Annotated in this window: 20 protein-coding genes; 8 read left to right on the top strand and 12 right to left on the bottom strand. The window is 42.2% G+C overall.

Annotation, left to right across the window (positions count from 1 at the left end):
* Positions 1-142 precede the first annotated feature (142 nt).
* Positions 143-1069, top strand: coding sequence for a PstS family phosphate ABC transporter substrate-binding protein (locus V7K15_RS02535; RefSeq protein WP_334902740.1), 927 nt, complete (start codon positions 143-145; stop codon positions 1067-1069).
* A gap of 14 nt (positions 1070-1083) precedes the next feature.
* On the top strand, positions 1084-1629 hold the full coding sequence (locus V7K15_RS02540) for an FHA domain-containing protein (protein WP_334902742.1): 546 nt from the start codon (positions 1084-1086) through the stop codon (positions 1627-1629).
* Positions 1630-1796: 167 nt separating this feature from the next.
* Here the strand turns inward: V7K15_RS02540 and V7K15_RS02545 are convergent, their stop codons facing one another.
* Positions 1797-1991: a hypothetical protein gene (locus tag V7K15_RS02545; RefSeq protein WP_334902743.1), complete on the bottom strand. Its 195-nt coding sequence runs from the start codon at positions 1989-1991 to the stop codon at positions 1797-1799.
* Between the two features lie 160 nt (positions 1992-2151).
* On the opposite strand from V7K15_RS02545, the gene V7K15_RS02550 reads away from it, so the two are divergent.
* Positions 2152-3234 carry a hypothetical protein gene (locus V7K15_RS02550; protein ID WP_334902745.1) on the top strand — a complete coding sequence of 361 codons (1083 nt, stop codon included), beginning with the start codon at positions 2152-2154 and terminating at the stop codon, positions 3232-3234.
* Positions 3235-3261: 27 nt separating this feature from the next.
* Here the strand turns inward: V7K15_RS02550 and V7K15_RS02555 are convergent, their stop codons facing one another.
* On the bottom strand, positions 3262-3555 hold the full coding sequence (locus tag V7K15_RS02555) for a hypothetical protein (RefSeq protein ID WP_334902747.1): 294 nt from the start codon (positions 3553-3555) through the stop codon (positions 3262-3264).
* Positions 3556-3895: 340 nt separating this feature from the next.
* Here V7K15_RS02555 and V7K15_RS02560 point away from each other — a divergent pair, with 340 nt between their 5' ends.
* The 4 genes from V7K15_RS02560 to V7K15_RS02575 are packed head-to-tail and all read left to right on the top strand — an operon-like array spanning position 3896 to position 8919.
* Entirely contained in the window at positions 3896-4312 is a 417-nt protein-coding gene (locus V7K15_RS02560) for a GPW/gp25 family protein (RefSeq protein WP_334902748.1), read from the top strand.
* 2 nt (positions 4313-4314) lie between these two features.
* Positions 4315-6525: a putative baseplate assembly protein gene (locus V7K15_RS02565; protein ID WP_334902750.1), complete on the top strand. Its 2211-nt coding sequence runs from the start codon at positions 4315-4317 to the stop codon at positions 6523-6525.
* 3 nt (positions 6526-6528) lie between these two features.
* Entirely contained in the window at positions 6529-7677 is a 1149-nt protein-coding gene (locus tag V7K15_RS02570; protein ID WP_334902752.1) for a phage tail protein, read from the top strand.
* Positions 7678-7719: 42 nt separating this feature from the next.
* Positions 7720-8919, top strand: a complete 1200-nt coding sequence (locus V7K15_RS02575) for a DUF4159 domain-containing protein (protein WP_334902753.1) — start codon at positions 7720-7722, stop codon at positions 8917-8919.
* Between the two features lie 273 nt (positions 8920-9192).
* On the opposite strand, the gene V7K15_RS02580 is transcribed toward V7K15_RS02575, so the two are convergent.
* The 8 genes from V7K15_RS02580 to V7K15_RS02615 form a co-directional block, all read right to left on the bottom strand.
* A complete protein-coding gene (locus tag V7K15_RS02580; protein WP_334902755.1) occupies positions 9193-9894 on the bottom strand; it encodes a transposase in 702 nt (233 codons plus the stop codon).
* A complete protein-coding gene (locus V7K15_RS02585; RefSeq protein ID WP_334902757.1) occupies positions 9830-10390 on the bottom strand; it encodes a helix-turn-helix domain-containing protein in 561 nt (186 codons plus the stop codon). The genes V7K15_RS02580 and V7K15_RS02585 overlap by 65 nt, the downstream gene beginning before the upstream one ends.
* A gap of 288 nt (positions 10391-10678) precedes the next feature.
* On the bottom strand, positions 10679-12646 hold the full coding sequence (locus V7K15_RS02590) for a VgrG-related protein (RefSeq protein ID WP_334902759.1): 1968 nt from the start codon (positions 12644-12646) through the stop codon (positions 10679-10681).
* A 106-nt stretch (positions 12647-12752) separates the two neighbouring features.
* Positions 12753-13253 carry a CIS tube protein gene (locus tag V7K15_RS02595; protein ID WP_334902760.1) on the bottom strand — a complete coding sequence of 167 codons (501 nt, stop codon included), beginning with the start codon at positions 13251-13253 and terminating at the stop codon, positions 12753-12755.
* 33 nt (positions 13254-13286) lie between these two features.
* Positions 13287-13910 carry a hypothetical protein gene (locus V7K15_RS02600; RefSeq protein ID WP_334902762.1) on the bottom strand — a complete coding sequence of 208 codons (624 nt, stop codon included), beginning with the start codon at positions 13908-13910 and terminating at the stop codon, positions 13287-13289.
* 21 nt (positions 13911-13931) lie between these two features.
* Entirely contained in the window at positions 13932-14447 is a 516-nt protein-coding gene (locus V7K15_RS02605; RefSeq protein WP_334902764.1) for a phage tail protein, read from the bottom strand.
* Between the two features lies 1 nt (position 14448).
* Entirely contained in the window at positions 14449-14643 is a 195-nt protein-coding gene (locus V7K15_RS02610; RefSeq protein ID WP_334902766.1) for a hypothetical protein, read from the bottom strand.
* A 164-nt stretch (positions 14644-14807) separates the two neighbouring features.
* Entirely contained in the window at positions 14808-15968 is a 1161-nt protein-coding gene (locus tag V7K15_RS02615) for a hypothetical protein (protein ID WP_334902768.1), read from the bottom strand.
* A 384-nt stretch (positions 15969-16352) separates the two neighbouring features.
* On the opposite strand from V7K15_RS02615, the gene V7K15_RS02620 reads away from it, so the two are divergent.
* On the top strand, positions 16353-16550 hold the full coding sequence (locus V7K15_RS02620) for an IS4/Tn5 family transposase DNA-binding protein (RefSeq protein WP_334902770.1): 198 nt from the start codon (positions 16353-16355) through the stop codon (positions 16548-16550).
* Positions 16551-16571: 21 nt separating this feature from the next.
* Here the strand turns inward: V7K15_RS02620 and V7K15_RS02625 are convergent, their stop codons facing one another.
* A complete protein-coding gene (locus tag V7K15_RS02625; protein ID WP_334902772.1) occupies positions 16572-17663 on the bottom strand; it encodes an iron-containing redox enzyme family protein in 1092 nt (363 codons plus the stop codon).
* Between the two features lie 100 nt (positions 17664-17763).
* Entirely contained in the window at positions 17764-20130 is a 2367-nt protein-coding gene (locus V7K15_RS02630; RefSeq protein WP_334902773.1) for an NACHT domain-containing protein, read from the bottom strand.
* Positions 20131-21051 lie beyond the last annotated feature (921 nt).

Genomic DNA, 21051 nt, shown 5'->3' on the forward strand with positions numbered 1-21051 from the left:
AAGCTAAGAACATCGGAAGCTGGGTGCGGTGAAAGTCGCACGCCCAGATTTAACTGAGAGGTGCGGGGAATAATATCCCCCATCGACTCAACCAGGACAGTATCCCTATACGGGAGAAGGGCTGGGAACTTGGACAACAGTCTTGGACAAGAAGCCCGTGAGCGATCGCAAAATTAGAGCGTTGCTGACCCAGCCAAAGTTGGATATAGCAGCTATTTTTAACTACCGAACTTATGCCCCTCAACGGTCTCCACTCAATGAAGTTCTCGAAGCGAACGCCAAGGCAAATTTTGCGATCGCTAGTTTATCAACCCAACTGCCCGAAGGGTTAATTCAGCAAACGATCGCCTACGATGGTCTTTTAGTCTATGTACCTGCCTATAAAAGTCAAAATCTCCCAAGTGCATTGCAAGGCAAGATCACTCTTGCCCAATTGCAGCAAATTTTTACAGGGCAACTTACCAACTGGAAACAGCTAGGTTCAAATTTTCCTGATTTGCCGATCAAACCCTATCGACCGATGGAACCTGAAGCATTACGCCTGTTCCAACAAAAAGTTTTAGGCAACGATCAGAGTCTGATTGCCCAATTTAACAAGATTGAGCAACGTTCAACCTTTGATACCTTGCGCTCCATCGCAGTTGGAGAAAAGCAGGCGCAAAAAACTGAAGCTGGCTCAATTAGTTTCGGACTATTGACCCAAACCTGGGATCAATGCAAGATTTACCCCCTAGCTATTGCCCAAGAAAATGTAGACCCAGTACAGCCCCTGCTAAAAGAGACCACCAACGGCACAATGCAACCTATTTCTCCATCAGACAATCTCTGTCTAGAGAAAAAGCCCTTACTTAATATATCGGCTTTTCATACAGCAACCTATCCACTCAGCGCCCCGTTGATTATTGCCTATCCTAGAGATAATAATTTGCCTGGGAATGTATCAGGGCCACTCTTCGCTAATTTTCTCAAAACTCAAGATGGGCAGTATCTCCTTCAGCAAGCGGGTCTTGTGCCTCTGCAAAATCCACCTAAAAACTACACATTATCGTCATCTATTCTGAATCGTTAGGGAGCGCAATTACTATGGCAATCCAAACTCATCGTTGTCCAGAGCCAAGCTGCTCTTTCTTTAATCAGGTACTACCTCACAACGCTAATATCTGCCCAATGTGCGGTACTTCTTTAGCACAGGCAGTACAACCCCCTGTTATGGTAGCTTCGGCAGCCCGCTATGCTCAAACCTCGACTCCTTCGCCCCAGCTCTCATCAAAAATCAATAGTCAGGAGCGTCCTCAGTTGAAGTTGCTTCATCCTAGCGAACAAAGTTTTCTATTACTTAAGGAGTCTGGCGTCATCGGTCGTCAAAATCTCTCTAACGGGATGCGGCCTGAAATCGATTTAACAGGACTGCCCCATGCAGGTATCGTCTCTCGCACCCATGCTCATCTCTACTGGGATCTTGCTCGACAAGCTTACATGATTGTTGATGATAGCCTAAACGGTAGCTACCTCAATGATAAATTATTACCTCGTGGAGCACCCCATCCATTGAGTCATGGAGATAAATTACAGCTAGGTCAAGAGCGGTTGATTTGCTTACAAGTTGAATTGAACCATACTTCAATTTAAATCGCAACGCATGAAACTCATCTTTGTTTAGTTAGCAAGTGAATCTAGAGGTAGAACATTAGTTTTGTAACTTTATTTTTAGATAAAACAGAAACCAGGGTGCTTAAAATATTATTAGACAGCAAAGAACAGAGCGATCGCTCTGTTCTTTGCTGACATATTTTTAATTAAGATTTTGTGTTTCTATCTGGATGTTCGGTTGTTGTTTGCTGGCTGGTTGTTGCACTTTGATTAAATGGTTTCTCAACCGTTTCTCTGATTTTAGATTCAGCAATATCGGTTATCTTGTATCTCATTTGATCAGATATCCTATCAATAAATCCGCCGAAAACTCTCCTAAAAAAGTATCCAATTGATTCCATGATTTTCACCTCATAGTTGAAACGACATTAGAAAGTGGCTTTAATTAAATTCATGCTAGTTCAGCAAACTATGAAATATCAGTAGACTTAGGTCTGATTTCAAATATATTCATACTTGTCAGAATATAGTTGCTAGCTAATCCTATATTTCCAAATCATTATGACTTATTCTCAACAGACACCTGAAGAAAGAGGTTTAAAGCGCGGTAGGGACAGTTCTGAGCGCTCGCCAACGCCCGGTTCCCAGAAGAAAACGCCCAAAACGGATGGGAGCAAGGCATTCTCTTCATCTAAGCTGCTACGCAGCAACTTACTGGAAAGACTCAGCCCTGCTCCATCTGCTAATCCTATACAAGGAGAAGTCCCCAAGTATAAAGATGCTGAAGTTGGCATCAATCCACCAAGTACAGACGTTCAAATGGGAGAATCCACGGATTCCCATCGAGATCCTTCTACTCGAATGTTAGATAGGGTCGGTCGACTGCTTCATGCTAAAATACCTCAGCGGAAGTCGGATAAAACCCCACACCTTGCTTCAGTTAAGCTAGGTAAAGATATATACATAGCAGGTAACTCAGGAAAGAAAAACGTGAGTTTGGCGAATTCCACGACAGCCGAAGAAAAAATGTTAGAGATTACCGCACCAGAAGCAAAACAGAAATCACAGAAAGGTAATCAGTGGATTAGACAAGATATTTCAAAATTATCAGCCTTAAGAGAAGGCAGGTACCACTCGGAAGAAGATCAAAGTGGTGATTTAAGTGAAATCAAGCAAGCGATAGAAAATAATTCAATGATTTGGTCTCAATTGAATCAGCCTGAATCAAGTAATGGAAGCAAGCACGGCGAGATGGCTTTACATGAGCCAATATTGAAATATGCAAACGAAAATCGACAGAGTGGGGACAAAAAGAAAGATATATATGTTGGAGGAGTACAAAAAGACTGTTTATTCTGTCACTGGTCCCATGCCATTCTGAATAAATATGTATATGCAGACCTTGGACATGAGGTTATGACATCAGGGACTCATGGTAATGTATTTCCTGGCTGGATAGCCCCGCAAGAACTCCTTCAAAATCAAGAGGCACTGGCGGCTTTTAACGAAAAGTTGAAAACACTCGATAATACCGATAAGGGTGTATACTGGTCAATGGATAATGACGGAAAAGTAAACTGTAATGGCGATTATCAGAAGGTAGAAGGAAATTTGCAGTACCCTTACGGGTCTGATTCGGAATGAAATTATTTAGCTATTGATTGATTCTGGTCAAACTCGAATGCCACTAAGAAAAGCTGTAAGGTTTGTGGTTTCAGTAGTTTGCAATTGCTTGCGTGATTCATGCCGAGGCTTTGTCATCAAAGGGTAAGCTTGTTTCTTGACTCGTGCTTCACTCCTAGCAGGGCGATGTCTGACGACAAGCCGCTTCTCGTAGAGAAACTGCGCCAATGCGTCTACGCTAACTGCTTTGTGAACAATAATTTTAAGTAAAGTGCGATAAATTCGCTGGTGTTTTGTGTCATGAACAGCTTTGGGCAACCCTTTCACTGTTTCTGCATCCATTCCACAGCAGTGGACAAGGGAGCGATCTCTCCCTTGTCCACTGCTAAATGGTATTAATGCTTGTAGTGCTTATCTAGAGTTGCTTTCAGCTTTTCTGAGTGCCATTCATATTAGATACAGTAATTTAGAGCGTATCTCTTTACCAAATAATTTCCTTGCGACTTTAAGATAGTTCCTTCTAATTCGTATTCTTTTTTAGCTTGAGCATTTCGATTTTAGTTTTAGAGTGTATTTATAGTCTACTTTCAGCCCTTTTCTAAGCATATAGACCTTAGGCTGATATAATTTCTGCGATCGCCAGATACTCTAAGTGTTATAACCGAAGCTTAGGGTCGATGAAATGGCAAACCTAATAAATGAGTCGTTATATAAATATTTAGGTACAGGCTTATCTTTCCCCTTGCAAAGCAATGTACAGGGAGGACTCAAGCTGAGTGCTGAAGCTCAGAAGGTTAAAGAGGCAATCTGGTTAATTTTGCGTACTGATTTAGGCGAACGTGTCTACCGCCCTGATTTTGGCTGTCGCTTATCAGAACTAGCTTTTGCCCCCTTAAATAACGATACTTTACTAAGAATTCGGATCTACGTACTGGAAGCATTAAAAAAATGGGAGCCTCGAATTGACGTTGATGAAGTTCGCGCCGATCCCGACACGATCGCTGGGCGCGTCAATATTGTCATTGACTATCGCCTCAAATCTCATCCCGACCTTTACAGTTTTGTCTACCCGTTCTATTTAGGTTCAGAGGTGGAGTAATCGTGAACTTTGACTTTTTACCTCAGCTTCCCAGTTCTCGTCTGGACGATCGCACCTTTGACGATTTAGTAGAAGAATGCCTGCTGCGTATTCCCCGTTATTGTCCAGAGTGGACCGATCATAATCTCAGCGATCCTGGCATTACCCTAGTCGAGCTATTTGCTTGGCTCACCGACCAGATGCTGATGCGATTTAATCAGGTTCCCCGTAAAAACTATGTAGCTTTTCTAGAACTATTGGGAATCCGTCTACAGCCGCCAGCCCCAGCTCAAGTTAGGCTGACTTTCTACCTCAGCACTCATTTACTAGAAAACTACACCATTCCACGCGGAACAGAAGTTGCAACAGAGCGCACTGAAACTCAGGAAGCCATTGTTTTTACTAGTGATCGAGACCTGTTAATCGCTCAACCGACCTTAAAACATATTTTGTCCGCACCAGAGGCGGGTAATACTCCTCAATCGCTCCAAGATCGCACCGGGGAATGGCATCGTCAACATGACGGTCTTGCAGTGACTCACGAATTCAAACTATTTCCGCAAAAGCCGCAGTCTGGCAATAGCTTTTATCTCGTGATTGAGCCTGATACCCCCTTGGAAGGAAATGTTTTGGCAATCGCCTTCACAGGGGCGCAAGGTACGCCTACAGGCATCGATCCGAACCATCCTCCCCGCAGTTGGGAAGCCTGGGACGGCGAGTCATGGATAAAGGTGCTTTTGCAGGAAGCAGACGACACCACCAATGGCTTTAGCTTTAACGAGAATACAAGAAATGGCGATCGCTCACAGCAGGGCGGTGATGTGATTCTACATCTGCCCGAACGCTGGCCTACATCTAGTTTTGATGCCTACCGAGGTCGTTGGATTCGCTGCATCCTCATCGAATCTGGCGCACGCCAGCCGGGATATTCAAATTCTCCTCGAATTAAAACAATTGCGATGCGTGCTATTGGCGGATCGGTGCAGGCTAGTCAATGCGTTCTGGTACAGGAGGAAATATTAGGTATCAGCGACGGGAAGCCGGGGCAGAGCTTTGAAGTTGAGACTGCGCCTATTCTGGAACGCCAGGGAGAGGAGCAACTGCTTGTTCTTCCTCTTGGGAAGCCCCCCGAAATCTGGCAGGAGGTTGAAGACTTTGCTGAATCAAAATCCCAGGATCGGCATTACGTCGTTGATGCATTAGCAGGTAGTATTCAGTTTGGGCCATTGATTCGAGAACCTCAAACGCTTAAGAAGCAAACGCAAACTCGCGCCTATCTACAGCAAGTGCTGCCAGTAGATCGATCGCCTAGTCGAGACCTTCACGAGCAAATGATTGAGCAACAGTATGGTGCAATTCCTCCTCGTGGTGCTGAAATTATGTTTACCTATCGTACCGGGGGCGGTAAACAGGGAAACGTGCAGGCGAAGACGCTGAATTTTATGAAGACGGCAATTCCTTATGTAGACCGCGTGACCAATTATCATGCTGCTGTCAACGGTGCTAATGCCGAGTCTCTTGAGCGGGCTGTCTTGAGAGCGCCTCAAATGCTGCGATCGCACGATCGAGCTGTCACTGCTTCAGATTTTGAAGCCTTAACTCTTAAAGGCAGTGGCGGTGCGATCGCCCGCGCATTGTGCTTACCGATGTCTGCCAGCCAAACTGCCGGGAGCGTGTGCGTGTGCGTCGTCCCTCAAGCCAATACCGATTTGATTGAACTAGGACACGGGATTGCTCCAGACAACTTCAATTTAAATTCGGCTCTGCGCGATCGGGTCTTGCAGTATCTAGATGAAAGACGTTTGCTAGGCATTCAGTTGCAGCTACAGCAGCCCAACTATCTTGGCGTATCGGTTCAAGCCGAAGTCACCCTAGAGCCTGCTTATAAGAACCCAAGCGCTCAAGCCGAGATTATCCACAAAATCAAAGTCGCCCTCTATCGCTACCTCAATCCTTTAACTGGCGGCGTAGAGATGACAGGCTGGCCTTTTGGTCGCCCTCTGTACCCGTCAGACATAATGGCTCTGCTTCAGCAAATAGCAGGGATTCAATATTTGGGCGCTATCTTGCTGTTTCCTATTCAAAAAAATGGGGAATCTTGGCAGAGGCAAACAACGCCTGTAAACTACATAGATCCAGGCTCTTTGGGTTTACTCTGCTCCTGGGCAGATCCGCAGGCACGCACAGGACATAGTGTGAATGTTCTGACAGACCAATCTGCAGTGAGGATTTAGGGTATGGTGCCAGTACTTACCTCCAAATCAGCTAGTCTTCAGATATCTCCCATGCAGATTTCTGCGACCGCCTCCCAAGGAGGCAGTCGGATGCTTGGATCTGAAGCCATAGAAGGCTCGCAAGCGCAATCTGAAATTGTGGTTCATCCGGGAGAACTCTGTCGGGTTGCCCTTGAGATTAAAAACTGGGAGTCTCAACCTCAACAACTCACCTTAAAGCTAGATGGGACGTTCCCTTTGGAATGGTGTCAGGTGCAGACGGATGCTGATAGCGCCCCTGAATTCGGGACAGCCCCAGAGCAGAACTCAGTGGCCCAACTGTCAGGCACTGCAATGGAGGCTGCGATCAACCTTGTAACGCTAGAAGTAGCTGCCAAGAAAAGCAGACATGCTGACTTATGGTTTCTGATTCCTAACGATTTTTTTGAGGGTCAAAATGCGCTTCAGGGAAGTAAGGGAAACCAACTCAACTTTCGAGGTTGTCTGTCGATTTATGCTAGCCAAAGCCTGAGTCAAGGGTCAAGTTCAGATCCGATTCAAGAATCCAATTTTGAGCTAAATGTTCGACCGCGGAGTAGCTATACTGCTTTTTTGCCAATAGTCTATCAAGAAGTTGACTACATTCATCGCTTCATCAAAATCTTTGAGCAAGCGTTCGATCCGGTAGTAAATAGCTTCAGTTCAATGTGGGCGCATCTAGACCCGTTAACTGCACCTCAGGCGCTCCTGCCGTTTCTAGCTCACTGGGTAGACTGGCCAATTGATGCACAGCTAGATTTAACCCATCAAAGGCGGCTGATTCGACGTGCCGTAGAAATTTATCGCTGTCGTGGAACCCGTAAGGGACTTCGATTTTATTTACATTTATATACGGGTTTATCGCTCGATGAACAAATTGACCGGGAAGAAGATAAATCAATCAGCATTACCGAACCCTTTGGTCAAGGATGTGTATTTGGACTAGCCTACGTGGGAGAAGATGCGGTTATAGGCGGTGGCAAGCCCTATCATTTTGATGTCCGCTTGCGTGCCCAGCCAAATAGCCCAATCGATGAGCAGCTAGTCCGGCGAATAATCGATCAGGAGAAACCTGCATTCTGCTCCTACAGCCTGCGGATAGAAACAGACCAGATAAAAACAGAAAATTACTGAGCATTCACCTGAAACTTATTCAATCGAATTGGAGAAATTTTTGTGGGTCATCCTTTTCCAAACCCTACTATCGCCCCCATGCAGCGCCAACAAGTTAGAGATGGCTTGCTCCTAACTGCCGAGCGTTGGCAACGCGCCCATGACTATCAGCGCAAACGCCAAAATCTTCACTATCAGTCAATCAATCAGCCAGGGATTGTTTGCGGGTTAGGAGTACGGGTAATTCCAGCCCCAGAAGAAGTTGCCGCTCAATATCGAGACAATCGCTGGGTGCAAATTCAGCCGGGAATTGCCATTGATTTAGAAGGAAATCCAATTGTCGTGCCTCATCAAATCAATTTTCGGATCGCAACCGAGTTAAAGGAGTCGGAACCTGTCACTGTTTATTTGGTTGCTCAGTATCGAGATCCCGATCGCCTGGGGGGAAACCCCGATCAGGAAGTTGTACAGGAAACCTTCAGAATTGACGAGAGAAGCCGTCCCCCTGAACGTTCAGATGTGGAGCTTTGTCGGATTCTGCTGCGACGATCGCAGCAGGAAATGCTCCGCACACCTGCCGATATCTTTTTTCCGGGATACGGCGATTTAGACTTGCGTTATCGCCGTCAAGCCCAGGCAAGACCCCAAGGCTTGGTTCAAATTGCTCAAATTAACTCTGATGATGAAGATTGTAGCCGAAATTTTTTCAATCTCACTTACTTACTACGTGCTGTTGAAGATATTTATCCATCCTTAAAAGGTGCAGAAACTGTCAATCCTGTCACTTGGGATGGAGATTTGCATCCCTACGAGCTGCTATATCTGACTGGGCATCAGGGTTTATCGCTAAACAACCATCAATTCTCGAAGCTTTCAAGCTACCTGAAGTCGGGGGGCACTTTGCTGGTCGATGCCCCCGCCCAGAGTACAGAACTGATTCAATCAGTCCAGGCACTAGCTCAACATTTGCAGACACCACTAAAGTCTTTACAAGAAGCCCGTCGTGACCATCCCTTGCGGATAAAGCCGTTTCTATTTTCTGCGTTGCCAATAATGGATGGAACTAGAATTCAACTTTTGTCTGGCGGAGGAATTATTCTGGTGATCGGTAATCTGGGCGGATTATGGGGTTTAGATGAAGAATTGCAGCGATCGCGAACTGACATCAGAACTGCTCAAGAGTTAGGCATAAATATCCTACATTTTGCTTGGAAACGCAAACAGATGATCGATTTACAGTCTGAAGGGGGCGCTATTGCATAAATAAACCCAGTAAGATTAAGGGTTTCAAGTGAAGAAGTATATAAAAATAAACCTGATGCAGCTCTTCTGGGAGCTGACTTTTCATGGGATGTGGAAAGGGAAAAGCAATTCCTGCACCAATATAATTAGGTTTTTATAGTAGGTAATCAGTCGTATCCAGCATACTAGTGCATCGCGGCAGAAATAACTAACCAGTCGAAGCAGTATTGGGGTAGCCTAAAAACTTCCAAACAAATGGCTTTGCAAATGTCCGATTAAAGTAATCAATGAAACTCAAAATTTGGCATTTAAGATCCAATGTTGAAGTAAAATTGCCACGTCGAAGTAAACGACGTACCAGTATACTAAACCAACACCGGAGGCGGAGCGTCTCCGGCTCCGCTCAATTTGATTAAGCCATGAGCTATGTTTTGGAGTATAAACAAAGCGAATACGGTGGCTTGTATCAGTCAAAAAAGCTGCACGAGACTCCATTGAATGTAAAATGCCAGATTTACCTTTAATGCCCAAATCGACATTTAAACCACAACTTGTTGCTACAAGTCGGACTAATGACTCAGACTTATGAGTATTGAGTTGGTCGGTGACAAAAATCCATCCATCAGATGGTTTGGTAGCTATAATTGAAGCGATATGGCAGTTAAAATCATCTTCATTGCGTGTTGGAGCAACAGTAGAATGATATATCCCTCCATTCGCTACATCCCATGATGCGATCAGAGAAAGTGTTCCATGTCGAATATATTCAAATTCTTGAAGTTCGATTTTACCCGGTTTCATTATATCTGTTGGATAGGCTCTTTCAATAGCCTGAATACCTGTCATCTCATCAGTACTTATAATATTTATGTTCTGGCTCTTTAATTCTTGTGCCTGTTGGTATAGCTGACAAATTTGATTAAACTCTTGTTTAAATGTTTCTGGGTTTTTCGGATTTGCGTTTAGCCAGTAACGATTTAGATGTGCTTTTAACATCACTTGATTTTAAAAAACGACCCACACTGCGTGGTGAAATTTCTGTAAGTATTCCACGTTTGACTGCAATACGAGCTAGTTCAGTTGGTGTCCAATGCGTTACTGGAAGTTCTGAAGTTGCTGGGAGTTCACAGGCAAGCGCAACAATTTGTACTATTTCTTCGAGACTAAATTTCCCTGGATTACCCCGTCGCTGTTCGTCCGTAAGAACCAAAATAATTTTTCTGCATAACGCTTCATCATCTATACCCTCAGACTCTGCTTGGTTCAATGATGTAACTGCATCTAAAAACCGATTTCGCCATAGTCTGACGCGGTTTCGTGTTAGTCGTAACGACAACGAAATCTCTGTATTTTTCATACTTGAAGCAGCGTCTAATATCAATTGTGCCCGTTGCACCAATCGATAAGGATTTGTGTGGGCACGAATTATCTGTTCTAGAAGCTGCCTTTGTTTCTCTGATAATGCGATTACCCTTGCTATTGGTTGGGGCATTGCTCGCCTCCCCTCGATAACTAACTTGTCATATTAAGTTTATCAGTATTTTACACGTCCTCAAATACTGGTCACTTATTTTTGCCGTGCTGCACTAGTTAATTTTCCATCGGAAGATGTTGCTCTATTTTCAGTCAAGCTATATTGTCAAGTTATCGTCACACGAATTCACCTTGTAACGATAGCTTGAGAATATATCTTTCTAGTTTTTTAATAGCTGTGACGGAAATTAACTTATGCGCTTGTAAAAAAGGATTCAGCAGTCTAGATTGTGATTTTCTTCAATACCTAAATAGGTACGCCCTGTACAGTGACTGCGGGAGCATTCAGCAAAATAGCACTAGCAGTCATAGTAATTGCACCAACTGCATTCATAGTAATTGCACCAGCTGCATCAATAGCAATTGCACCACCTGCATTAATAGTAATTATACCACCTGCATCAATAGTAATTATACCACCTGCGACAACACCAATTTCACCACCTGCGACATTACTAATTCCACCACCTGCGATATTAGTAATTTCTCCACCTGCGTTATTAGTAATTGCATCAGATTCCAAATCTATAGAAAGAGGAGCAATATTATTAATCATTGTATTAGCTTTGACGTTTATGCTGCCATCAATGTCATTCAAAGTGACGGTTTGCCCCTGAGCAGTCTCTATTTCGATAAATTTTTCTGTATCATTAAAGCTGAGGCGATGGCCAGAACCAGTTGCAGTTTGGACATAATATCCTCGATTTTCAGTACCTTTATCATCATCAACAAATTTTACTATGTGACCAGCACGGGTTTTGATGGTACGTAGTCTCACTTGACCGTTTTGAATTGTGTCATCCACAGTTTCAACTGTTTTATCCTTACCATTCCAAACTCCACCAATAATATAGGGTCGATGAATATCTCCATGCTCAAAGGCAACCAGAACTTCATCGTCGATCTCAGGCAAGCAATAAAATCCTCTTTCATTGCCTGCTCCTAGCCCTACCACCCTAGCCCAATGGCTTTCATCCTTCATGGTTAAAGTAGGGAATTTTACTTTAACGCGCCCCCAACCTTTTGGATCATTATTATTAGTCACCAAACCGACTAAATTCGTTTGACCAGGCTGAAGATGGGTTTTGGGCGGTAGTGTAGAAAGTAAGCTACCTTCTCTCAGCCCTCGAACTGTAAAATCAGTTTTGTAAACTCTACGACTGTAGCGGTGACAGGTTCCAGTAATATAGTAATCACCGCTATAGCGAGTTCCCATATCGGCAAGTGCAACGACTCGTCCAGGTCGAATTTTTGGATTTCCCTCAGCTTTAGCATCTGCCGTCACAAATTCTCCGCTCAGCTCGTTGCAGAGAGCTTGAGCCATTTGCTTTGCTTCTTCGGGGCTGTTAACGGGTTGGTCTACTACAATCATCTTCGTCGGTTGCTTCATTCTAAAATCTTGACTGATGCTGCTCCCGTCTCCATTTCCCGTCACCGTGACTAACTGTTCCTTTGAGGCGGTTTCTGAGATTAAATTTTTCTGACTATAATCCCAGCTATTAACCTCGACCGAACTGACTTGTTCAGTACTGGTAACTCTTACGTCGAAGCTAGTAATATCTTTAATCCACTCTAGCTTGAGAGAGGCTTCACTTTTGGGCTTGCGAAAGTAAAGCTTATTGTTCTGCACAAAGAGTTCAAACCCTATTCTTGCGGCGCGCTCCCGGAGAAACTCCATATTGGTTTGATTTTCTTGGAAAACATATTCATGGACGACACCACTCATATCCACTTGACCAATTTTAATCCGCGCCTCGGTAGCAACACGCCGCACAATATCGCTATCTGTACAGTTTAAGAAAGATCGGTTGTAGCGACCCCGATGCAGTCGATGGGAAACGTCATAGCCGCGCACAATAATATGGGCTTGAGATCCATGGGAAAATTTGATTTCAATACCTGTAATTTCGCCCTCAATTAACCGCTGCTCTTTTTCACCCACTCGAAATTCAGGATCTTCTGTCGTACTAGCCTCAAATCCAATCGCGATCGGATCGCCAATTTTAAAGTACTTTTCGTTTGTCCATGTCTCGCTTTTCTCGCTGGCGGCGACATAGACATTATGGATTTTGAGAATAAACATACTTGGCATATGTAAACTTTCATCCACAATGATTTCCAGAATGTCCTTCATTAGTTCATCTGGTGCATTGGCTCCACCCAGTCTGAGTATAGGCTTGGATAAATAAAGGGTTTCACTATTTTTGGTAGACATTGGAAGATACTCTCAGTATTGTTAGGCAAAAATTTAGAGATTGTTCCCTTGACATGTGGGATAAGTAAATTCTTGGATTGAGATAACCTTTAGCAGGTTTTAGAATTTAGTGAAATCTTTTATCAATGGCTCCTGTTATAGGTGTCTTTCCCCCCGGTATATTTTCAGGATCGACTTCTTCGAGCGCAATATTAACGATCGCTTTAACTGGAGTGCCATCAGCCAGAAATAGAGTGAGTCGATAGTTCAAACTCGTCATAACACAGTGAAAATAGCTATCGTGCCAGGTCAAGATATAGACTGGCGGACGAGCATGAGCATTGGTACGAGTCGTTGCACCCTTTTTAATATTGTTAATATAGTCTTTAAGAACAGATGTCTTTTTTTCATAAGTATCAAATAACAAATTCTGTAATGTAAACGAATAGGGTTCTACCCCAGAAAAATTCACCTTTGGCAATAAAGTGCTTCCCCGATTGCCTACATCACTATCCCAAATTATTCGCCGAGTAAAATCAAGTTCTGACGGATTAAACATGAACTCAATATCTTTGGCTTGTCCGCTGGGGTCACTATGAACTATCAGCTTTGCTTTTTCAAGTTTCATTGCGTTTTCCTCAACCTTTTGAATGCATTAAAATTACCAGGGTAAACAGCCTACAAATCGTCCCCGTCGCTCGCGCTCGTGGATTAGACGATAGTGCAAAAGCTGCTCGATTTCCTGGGTCAGCTGTTCTAGTACATCTGTTGACTGTTCAGATTTGGAGGAAGATAAAGCGCTCTTTGCAGAGTCTATCTGATCGTTTGTAATCGTTTGGTGCGAAAAGATTCGGTTGCTTTGATGGAAGCCTCTACGTTCCATCTCAGGGTTTAGATGCGGACTGATGCGATCGCAAACCATCTGTGCAAGCAACTCTAAATCTTCTGCTGCTTGCTGAACAGTATTGACGGCTGGAGTTAGGACTTCCTGAAGTATGGGGTTTTGGGGCGCAAAAGTACCTGGTGGAAGCTCACCCTCCTGCTGGGTCAAGAGCAACAGGGCTTTAGCAGGTTGGTCATGGCGATCGTTGTCATAAGCCAGTAAGTCTCGGATACTAGAGTGTTGTGTCAATTGATCGGTTGATGTCTTGGCAGCATTACTCCGATTGAACTGCCGCAATAGGTCATGAACTGTCTTATCTGCTTCGTTGTCTACATCATCGTCAGAAGCGCCGTTAGAGCGCTCTGACGATTTGGACTCAATAGGGCGGTTAAACTCACTCATGATTAAACTTCCAACTTACGTTCATTTCCAGGTGCTTTCACCAAAATATCCCTTCGCATCCCTAGAGACTGCATCACCACCAGCAGACTGCTTCCCAATTTTCAAACCCTCAAAGGCTAAAGTTAATTCTTCAACTGCAACCATATTGCCATCAGCCTCTAAACTAGGGAGTTTCCACCCCACTGGAATGGCACCAATCAGGCACCAGCTCTTCATGATTTCCCCAGCTTGGTTGTATGTCAAAATAGTAACGTTGCGTCGCTGCGTTTTTTGCTCAAATAATTCGCTTAACCACTGCGAAAACGTATGGTCGTCAGTTGTCCCCCGCTTTAGTGTGATATCTGAAAAACGAGTTTGTCCTAAACTAATTCTTTGCTGCTCGTTTACGCCACCCTCGTGATATACCTCCTTTTCCACCTCAATACTGATGCCTGAACATTCTGAAAATGAGGCAACTATATTTTTCCCAATTTCTATATAGAATCGGTTAGTTGTGACGTAGTTCTCAACGTGAGAATTGGATTGTTGTGTAGCCATTTTATTGTCTTCCTGTACTAGAGTTACCAATTCTTTCTCTTTGAATTTTGATATCTGCGTGGAGTCGTTCGTAAACGCGATCGCATAATTGATGCATTAGCATCGGATTGTTGAGATATTGCCCTGCTAACTGTGCCAAACGGTTATGCTCAAAATCTGTGTAGGTTAAGTTTGTATGACGAGAGTTTTGGGACATGAACATCACCGAATCATTGATGGGCGTTAACTTCCCAAGGACAGGCTCAGATGACCGCTATATAATGTGCGTATTTCCGTGGGTAAGCTTATATTAGAGTGGTTAATGAAGCATGAGAATAGACAAACGTCGGATTTCAAATCCCAAAAGGCAATTCTTTAAAATTACTTCCAACTTTGAATCAGCATCTGGGCATCCTTGAAGAAGTGGCTCGTCTCAGAAATTTGTTCAGCCATCGCGATCGCATTGCGAAATTTACCATTTCTAGCTAACTCTTTGGCATAAGAAAGTCGACAAAGATCCAACTCCCGCAGTTTTTTGTGATACTGCTCCGAGCTAGGCGGCTCTTCTGAAACCATTACGTTATAAGTAGAACGATTGATGCGGCTTGAAGATGGCTGTTCTAAAGTCTTTACTAGAGCTAACTGCCTGCCTAGATGAAAACGAGATTGTAGTTGCTTTAGGTCAATCTTTCTCCAGATTGAATCAAAAAATTGCCCTGTGATACTTATAAAGCGAGAGGTAAACGAGCCTGATGTCCGAAACATATCTCGAAAAATACTTGGATGGAATAGTTGAACATGTGCCCAATTTTTTGGCACAATCGTCAGTGTTGATGACTGCGGAGATTGTGGCATCCCCAATTGGAGAACCGTTTGATCCCGCTCAGTAGACAATGGCAGCATTGCTTGATAAACCGTTCGATCCGCTGGATTATGAATGGCTGAGTCCGAGTATTGGACAATAGTCCGATCTGTTAGGTTTTGAATGACCGAATCTGAGTATTGGACAATGGTGTTGTCATGGTTTTGAATTACAGCAATCCTAGCAGCATTAAGATTTTTAGAATCATCCTGTAAGGAAAATTCAGCAATGGGATTTGGCGTAAGGCTTACTGCCTCAACGGTTCGGGTAGGTTGGGATGAAGAGCCGATCCGTTCTATCACTCCAGGTTTTTGCGGCGAGAGAGATACATGATTGACCAATACTACCGAAAAAGGAGAGTCTTGGGGACTTGGGTTCGGTAGTCTTTGCAAAACGGTCTTGTCATTTCCTGCTTCTGCTTCTGGAAAAGGACTTGCGACTTGCATGATGGTCACATCTTCAGAGATTTTTGCTGACAATGGTTCTGCCTTGATGTCGGTGTTTATTGGGATCTGAGAAGGTCTGACCGATGGAGTTTTGACTGAGTGACTCCTAGTCCATTCAGGCTGGGGCGATATGCGTAGGCGTAGCTCGCCGGAGGCATCGCTTACTTTTACCTGTTCGAGTGCCTCCGGTAACTTTTGCTCTGAGGGGTCAAGATCGTTGGATAGATTCTGCATAGAGGACTGTCTCATAATCATTGAGGTATAGATAAAGACATCAATAAACATTTATTTTTTAGACGACAAGTCTAAAAAATATTGGTTGTTTTCGCACCCTTCTGAGTGCCTATCCAATTAGCACAATGTTGAAAGAAGATAATCTCAAATTGGGGCAGAGGAGAAACGCACAAAACAGCCATACTTTTAAGCAACTACTTATATCTAGACTATATAACTCTATATAAGGGAAGTTTAAAGCAGAAGAGATCAGACTTCTGTCTGATTCTGATTTCCTCACATAAACAGAACCTTACTTTTCCCGTTAAGTCTCAGAAAGGATTGTAAAAAAAGCACAGCATACACGGTACACTAATTGAAATTCGGTGCTAAAGGTGACAAGCAATGTTGGATTGGTGGGAGAAAAATTTTGCGACCTGTGAGTTAGGCGATCGGCGATTAAATGAGCGTGCAATATCGATAGGCTATGTTCTAACTCTTGTATTTGGCAAAGTGCTGTCGGAAATCTTCAACAGTGGAACCATACTCAAGAGAGCCTATGAATTTTTGCCAACCCAAAAGTGGAATTTTCAAAGCTATTAAGTAAGTGGCACTTTTTTACAGCTATTCGGCTTCCACCCCTAACCTGAGTGCCAAATACTGGTTGTACCGCCTCATAGCTTCCATGCGAAGCGCACCTCCTATAGCCAGTTCCAATCCTGCTTCTGGTTCCACTTCAACGATCGGAGCGATCGCATTGTTCAGCCAGCCTGCACCATGTACCTCATCGACTTCTATATGGTCGTAAAAATATTCGCATTTTACCCGCGCATCGGGATAGAGGCGCTCCAAACCAGCAACAACTGCACGATTGCGATTTTGGTCGAAAATTTCGGGCATCCCTAAACTTCCAATTCCTTTAAAATAGTGCTTCCGGTTCAAACCCAAGCAAAAGTACAGGTTATGACCTGCGTAGGGACGCCAGTCTTCCCAAATGGGGAGTATTGGTTGCTCTAGACCAAGGGAAGCAAGCATCCGCGTAAACTGCCTAGCGTGTGACTTCTCTGCTACTCCATTACCACACTCATCCCACATATTATTAACGATTTCAGCTTTCACTGTCTCTGAAAAGTGGAGTTGTGCTAAAGCTAAGGCATCGCAAAAACGATAGTTTAAAGTCGCATCTGAGAGTATAAATATATTGAATTGCTCAATAGAGGCTTGGTTTTGGAAAAAGTTTAATAAGCATTTATCAAGATTCGACTCTGTGTGTGCCTGTTCAATAAACCAATCACAAAGTAATTTTGGATGTTTTGCTTCAGAGGGGGATGGTAATTGCTTTTGAATGCGTGGCAGTTCATAATTAAGCCATGCCTTTTCAATTTTATTACGAATTGTTAATAACCAGGGGCTATGTTCGTGTATGCAAATTGGTGATAGCGGGTGGCTAAGACTTACTTCGTAGATACTATAAAGAGTTTTATGAACTTCCAAAAGTGCTATAGATTCTTCATCAGTAAATGCTGAATGCAGGATTATTGGCAAATCTCGGTATAAGATATTAAGGATTGTCTCAGCTTCTGGAAGCATCTGGTGAGCATTAGAAAGAAGATAGACAATTTGTTGTGATAATGTACGTGCCTTTTCTGGAGATTGAGGAGTTGTCAAAGAAGGTTTTAAGTTAATTGCTCGGTCACTTGATGAATTTAATAGCATTTAGGTTAAATAAATTTCTTCAGTTTAATATCAATTAAGATTTTTTGAATCAACTGAATATCTAAAAAATAATTCAGTCCATCAAAAAAATAGACTAATCTCAGAGAAATTTTGGCAAGAATAATGTTTCCAAAATCTCATCACGGACTTGAACACTAACAAGGCAATCTGTTTGAAGCAAACAGTCTATTAAAAGGTTGTTTGCATAATAATAATCTTTAAGCTTTTCTTGCTCTTCTTCGTTAAAATCTTTAAAACTAACTCCTAACAGTTTCTCACCTAATAGTTTTTTACTTGCAACTTCTCTGACTTTATCTGCACCGTGCTTTAATTTCTCTTCATTTTCTTGCATAGGATTATTTACATCAAAAAAATCACTCATTATATTCTCTAGTTCTTCTCGATTATCTTGCCGTAATTTTTTGGATTGGATACCATAATTAGCAGCAATTCTCATAATTTCATCAGCAGAAGTTGCATTAATTACTTTTAGGCTCGCTTCATCAGTCATATCATCATATTTTTTGGCATGAATAATCCCTTCTTCCAAACTATCAATATCCTGAAGTATACGAGTAAAACAATTACCGCAAGTCAAGTATTTTGTTCGTGGTTCCAACAAAAAACAAAGCTGTCTATCTGGGTCGATATCATAATCAATATCAAAATAAAATGCCCGAATAGCAGCATAAAATTTCTTTGCTTCTAGATTATCTTTTATCTGAAATGGGTGCAGTAGCGATTGAGACTTTTTGTTTACATGCTTCAGATATTTCTGGAGATTATCTTTACCTTCTAAAATTTGATCAGCTTTATCCTTCATCAATCTAAAAAGTTTGCTAGCATCTAGTAATATCTCTGCTACTAGGAGGAAAATCTCCCTCCATTTGCGATTTATTAGATGTTTAACTAGCTTTTGCAATTCTTCTTGATCATTTTGTAATTTATGATAATTTTTAAAGTCCTCATCCTGATCTGATTCTTCATCTAATGGTTGGGGGATTAAGCTCACAATTCTTTTAGCAACAAAATACTCATGAAAAGTAAGATGAGAAAATGAATAAATTCCTTTAGCTCGCTCAATGATCACCCCATGTTGAGCTTCCATAGATTTCAAAAGGTCTTCAATATCTCCCTGTGAGATATTTGACTCACTATCATGATTTGATATTTTCTCGATATATTTTTTCAGAATGAGCTTGACTTCTAACGGGGTAAAAAAATACTTCTCCTTTTCAAAAGTACTGTAAGCAATTTGACGGAGTAAATCTTTTTTGCGTGGAAGCGATAATTTTTCATAAATTTGGTCACGATGAATTCCACGTTTAGCATCCCATTTTTTCAATAAAACATCTAATCCTTCATGGTAACTTTCCGAACGATTATTTGGTAAACTTTCAGATTCTTCAAATACTAAGCATAGAAGAGTTAGTAAAAGAGGAGTAACAGCTAATTGATAGACACGATTATTCTTCTTTAGGGACTTAATAAACTTCTCTGATTTGACTAATTTATTCTTGAACCAATTGCTGGCGAATTCACTTATTTGTTTATCATCAAAATCAGCTATCTCTACTTCTGTGAATTTATCAAAGGTATATTCCCATGCCGCAATTCGACAAGCGATGACAAAATGATTGTCAAAATATATCCTAGAAAAACTTCTAACTTCTTTTAAAGTATGCTCTTGATATTCGGCGCTAACTTCATCTAATCCATCTAGTAAAATCAGAGCAGAACCCTGCTTAAATAATTCGCTAAGTTCTTCTTCTGTTACGTCACACCCAGAGTACTGCTGCCTAATATATTCAAATAAACTAGGTTGACTTGGATCTTCAGCAAAATATTTTAGAGGAATAAAAATAGGCACAAGGTTAGGTTGAAAAATACCCTGATTGCACTGAATTGCTAGATATCTTAAGAAGGTAGTTTTACCTGATCCCGGCTTTCCTAGTACAATTAATTTCTTATATTTTTCAACTGCTTTTACGCCAATAACTCGCTTTTCTAGAACTTTACCCAAGCCAAATCTGTCAAAATCATCATATCCACATTCTTTAAGTAATTCATCAATTGTTTTACGTCGGAGTGCTGTTAGCTTCTCCAAAATATTCACATCGGTATAGATTTGACTCAACTCAATCGGTTGTGTCATATCTAATATACGCATCGTTCCGCACAACTCTTGGGTTAGTTCTTTTACCTGAGTCCGCACCTTTTCAACTAAATCTTGAACTGAAGGTGGTAAATATCCATACACAATCTCTTGGTAATCAATTTCTAAGGCTTCACAAATAGTTGTAAAGTACTTTTCCCAAACGTTCTCGCCGTTAAAAAACTTACTGATAACAGAACGGTTGCAACCCAATTGAGCAGCTAGAGACTCTTGGGTGAATTCTCGCTTGCTAAAAGCCTCATGTGCTTGCTGGAGTCCTTTTGGAGATGCTTTCAAAGAGGGTTTTGCCATTGCTGTTACAGTTAGGGCGATACATTCTAGCAATTATAGCCAAAATAAAACCACATAGTAGGTTTATTCAGCAGCTTTGAATATAAATAAATAGACAAAAACTTAAAATAAGTAAACATACTTGCCAAATAAATAATAGCCAGTTATTATACGGATAAGCCAAAAGGGCGAATCATAGTCGCTCTGGCAGGAGTAGACCTATGACTCACAATGACTTTATGCAACTCTCACTAAGGGAGTGTCTAGACACTCTGCCCAGGTTTATTGGGACAGAAAGCCCCTATTATGCTTCTCTCAAAAGAGTTGGGAAAGATAACCAAAAAATTACTTTTCCGAATAGACACTCAATCACCTGTCCTTATAAGGAGCTAATTGATGTAGCTAAGGAGTACGGTCTTACCCCATCACTTTTGGGCATGACCACTTTGTTGTCGGAGCAACCTCCTAATAGCCCGATTGATTTTTTTCGTTCCAGGGTTATTGTTGTGGCAATAATCAGTGGTTTCGGGATCGTTAAAGTCGAATTCCCTGACTCTAGGTCATTTATTGGCAAAGTGGAAATATTTTATCGAGGGCAGCGAATAAAGACTAGCTAATAGTTTTTGAGTGGTGAAGGAAAAATAAATTCTGTCCTCTCAGTCTTTACACACTTCAGTTGGAGCAGCTGGTACAGCTGACACTTACTAACAATTAAATATCTACTCGTTAATTATTCAACTAGCCTTGAGGATTAGATACTAATCACATGCTGGTTCAAGTGGGTTTCCACTTGACCAGCTTTTTTGTTGGAAGTTACATATAACATGCTCCCTCTGTTGCATCTGTTAAGAGCTTGTTGTAACCGAAAGTCTATTTATCCCAAAATTTAAGTCTTCAAAAAGGGCAAAACCATGAAAAATCATCTAACTGACGACGGTAATT

It is taken from the genome of Nostoc sp. (assembly GCF_036919815.1).
Taxonomy (GTDB): Bacteria; Cyanobacteriota; Cyanobacteriia; order Cyanobacteriales; family Nostocaceae; genus Nostoc.

Excerpts from the sequence above, each read along its gene's own strand:
- V7K15_RS02540 (WP_334902742.1), top strand. The coding sequence starts at position 1,084 with ATGGCAATCCAAACTCATCGTTGTCCAGAGCCAAGCTGCTCTTTCTTT.
- V7K15_RS02545 (WP_334902743.1), bottom strand. The coding sequence starts at position 1,991 with ATGGAATCAATTGGATACTTTTTTAGGAGAGTTTTCGGCGGATTTATT.
- V7K15_RS02550 (WP_334902745.1), top strand. The coding sequence starts at position 2,152 with ATGACTTATTCTCAACAGACACCTGAAGAAAGAGGTTTAAAGCGCGGT.
- V7K15_RS02555 (WP_334902747.1), bottom strand. The coding sequence starts at position 3,555 with ATGGATGCAGAAACAGTGAAAGGGTTGCCCAAAGCTGTTCATGACACA.
- V7K15_RS02560 (WP_334902748.1), top strand. The coding sequence starts at position 3,896 with ATGGCAAACCTAATAAATGAGTCGTTATATAAATATTTAGGTACAGGC.
- V7K15_RS02570 (WP_334902752.1), top strand. The coding sequence starts at position 6,529 with ATGGTGCCAGTACTTACCTCCAAATCAGCTAGTCTTCAGATATCTCCC.
- V7K15_RS02580 (WP_334902755.1), bottom strand. The coding sequence starts at position 9,894 with ATGTTAAAAGCACATCTAAATCGTTACTGGCTAAACGCAAATCCGAAA.
- V7K15_RS02585 (WP_334902757.1), bottom strand. The coding sequence starts at position 10,390 with ATGCCCCAACCAATAGCAAGGGTAATCGCATTATCAGAGAAACAAAGG.
- V7K15_RS02590 (WP_334902759.1), bottom strand. The coding sequence starts at position 12,646 with ATGTCTACCAAAAATAGTGAAACCCTTTATTTATCCAAGCCTATACTC.
- V7K15_RS02595 (WP_334902760.1), bottom strand. The coding sequence starts at position 13,253 with ATGAAACTTGAAAAAGCAAAGCTGATAGTTCATAGTGACCCCAGCGGA.
- V7K15_RS02600 (WP_334902762.1), bottom strand. The coding sequence starts at position 13,910 with ATGAGTGAGTTTAACCGCCCTATTGAGTCCAAATCGTCAGAGCGCTCT.
- V7K15_RS02605 (WP_334902764.1), bottom strand. The coding sequence starts at position 14,447 with ATGGCTACACAACAATCCAATTCTCACGTTGAGAACTACGTCACAACT.
- V7K15_RS02610 (WP_334902766.1), bottom strand. The coding sequence starts at position 14,643 with ATGTCCCAAAACTCTCGTCATACAAACTTAACCTACACAGATTTTGAG.
- V7K15_RS02615 (WP_334902768.1), bottom strand. The coding sequence starts at position 15,968 with ATGCAGAATCTATCCAACGATCTTGACCCCTCAGAGCAAAAGTTACCG.
- V7K15_RS02620 (WP_334902770.1), top strand. The coding sequence starts at position 16,353 with ATGTTGGATTGGTGGGAGAAAAATTTTGCGACCTGTGAGTTAGGCGAT.
- V7K15_RS02625 (WP_334902772.1), bottom strand. The coding sequence starts at position 17,663 with ATGCTATTAAATTCATCAAGTGACCGAGCAATTAACTTAAAACCTTCT.
- V7K15_RS02630 (WP_334902773.1), bottom strand. The coding sequence starts at position 20,130 with ATGGCAAAACCCTCTTTGAAAGCATCTCCAAAAGGACTCCAGCAAGCA.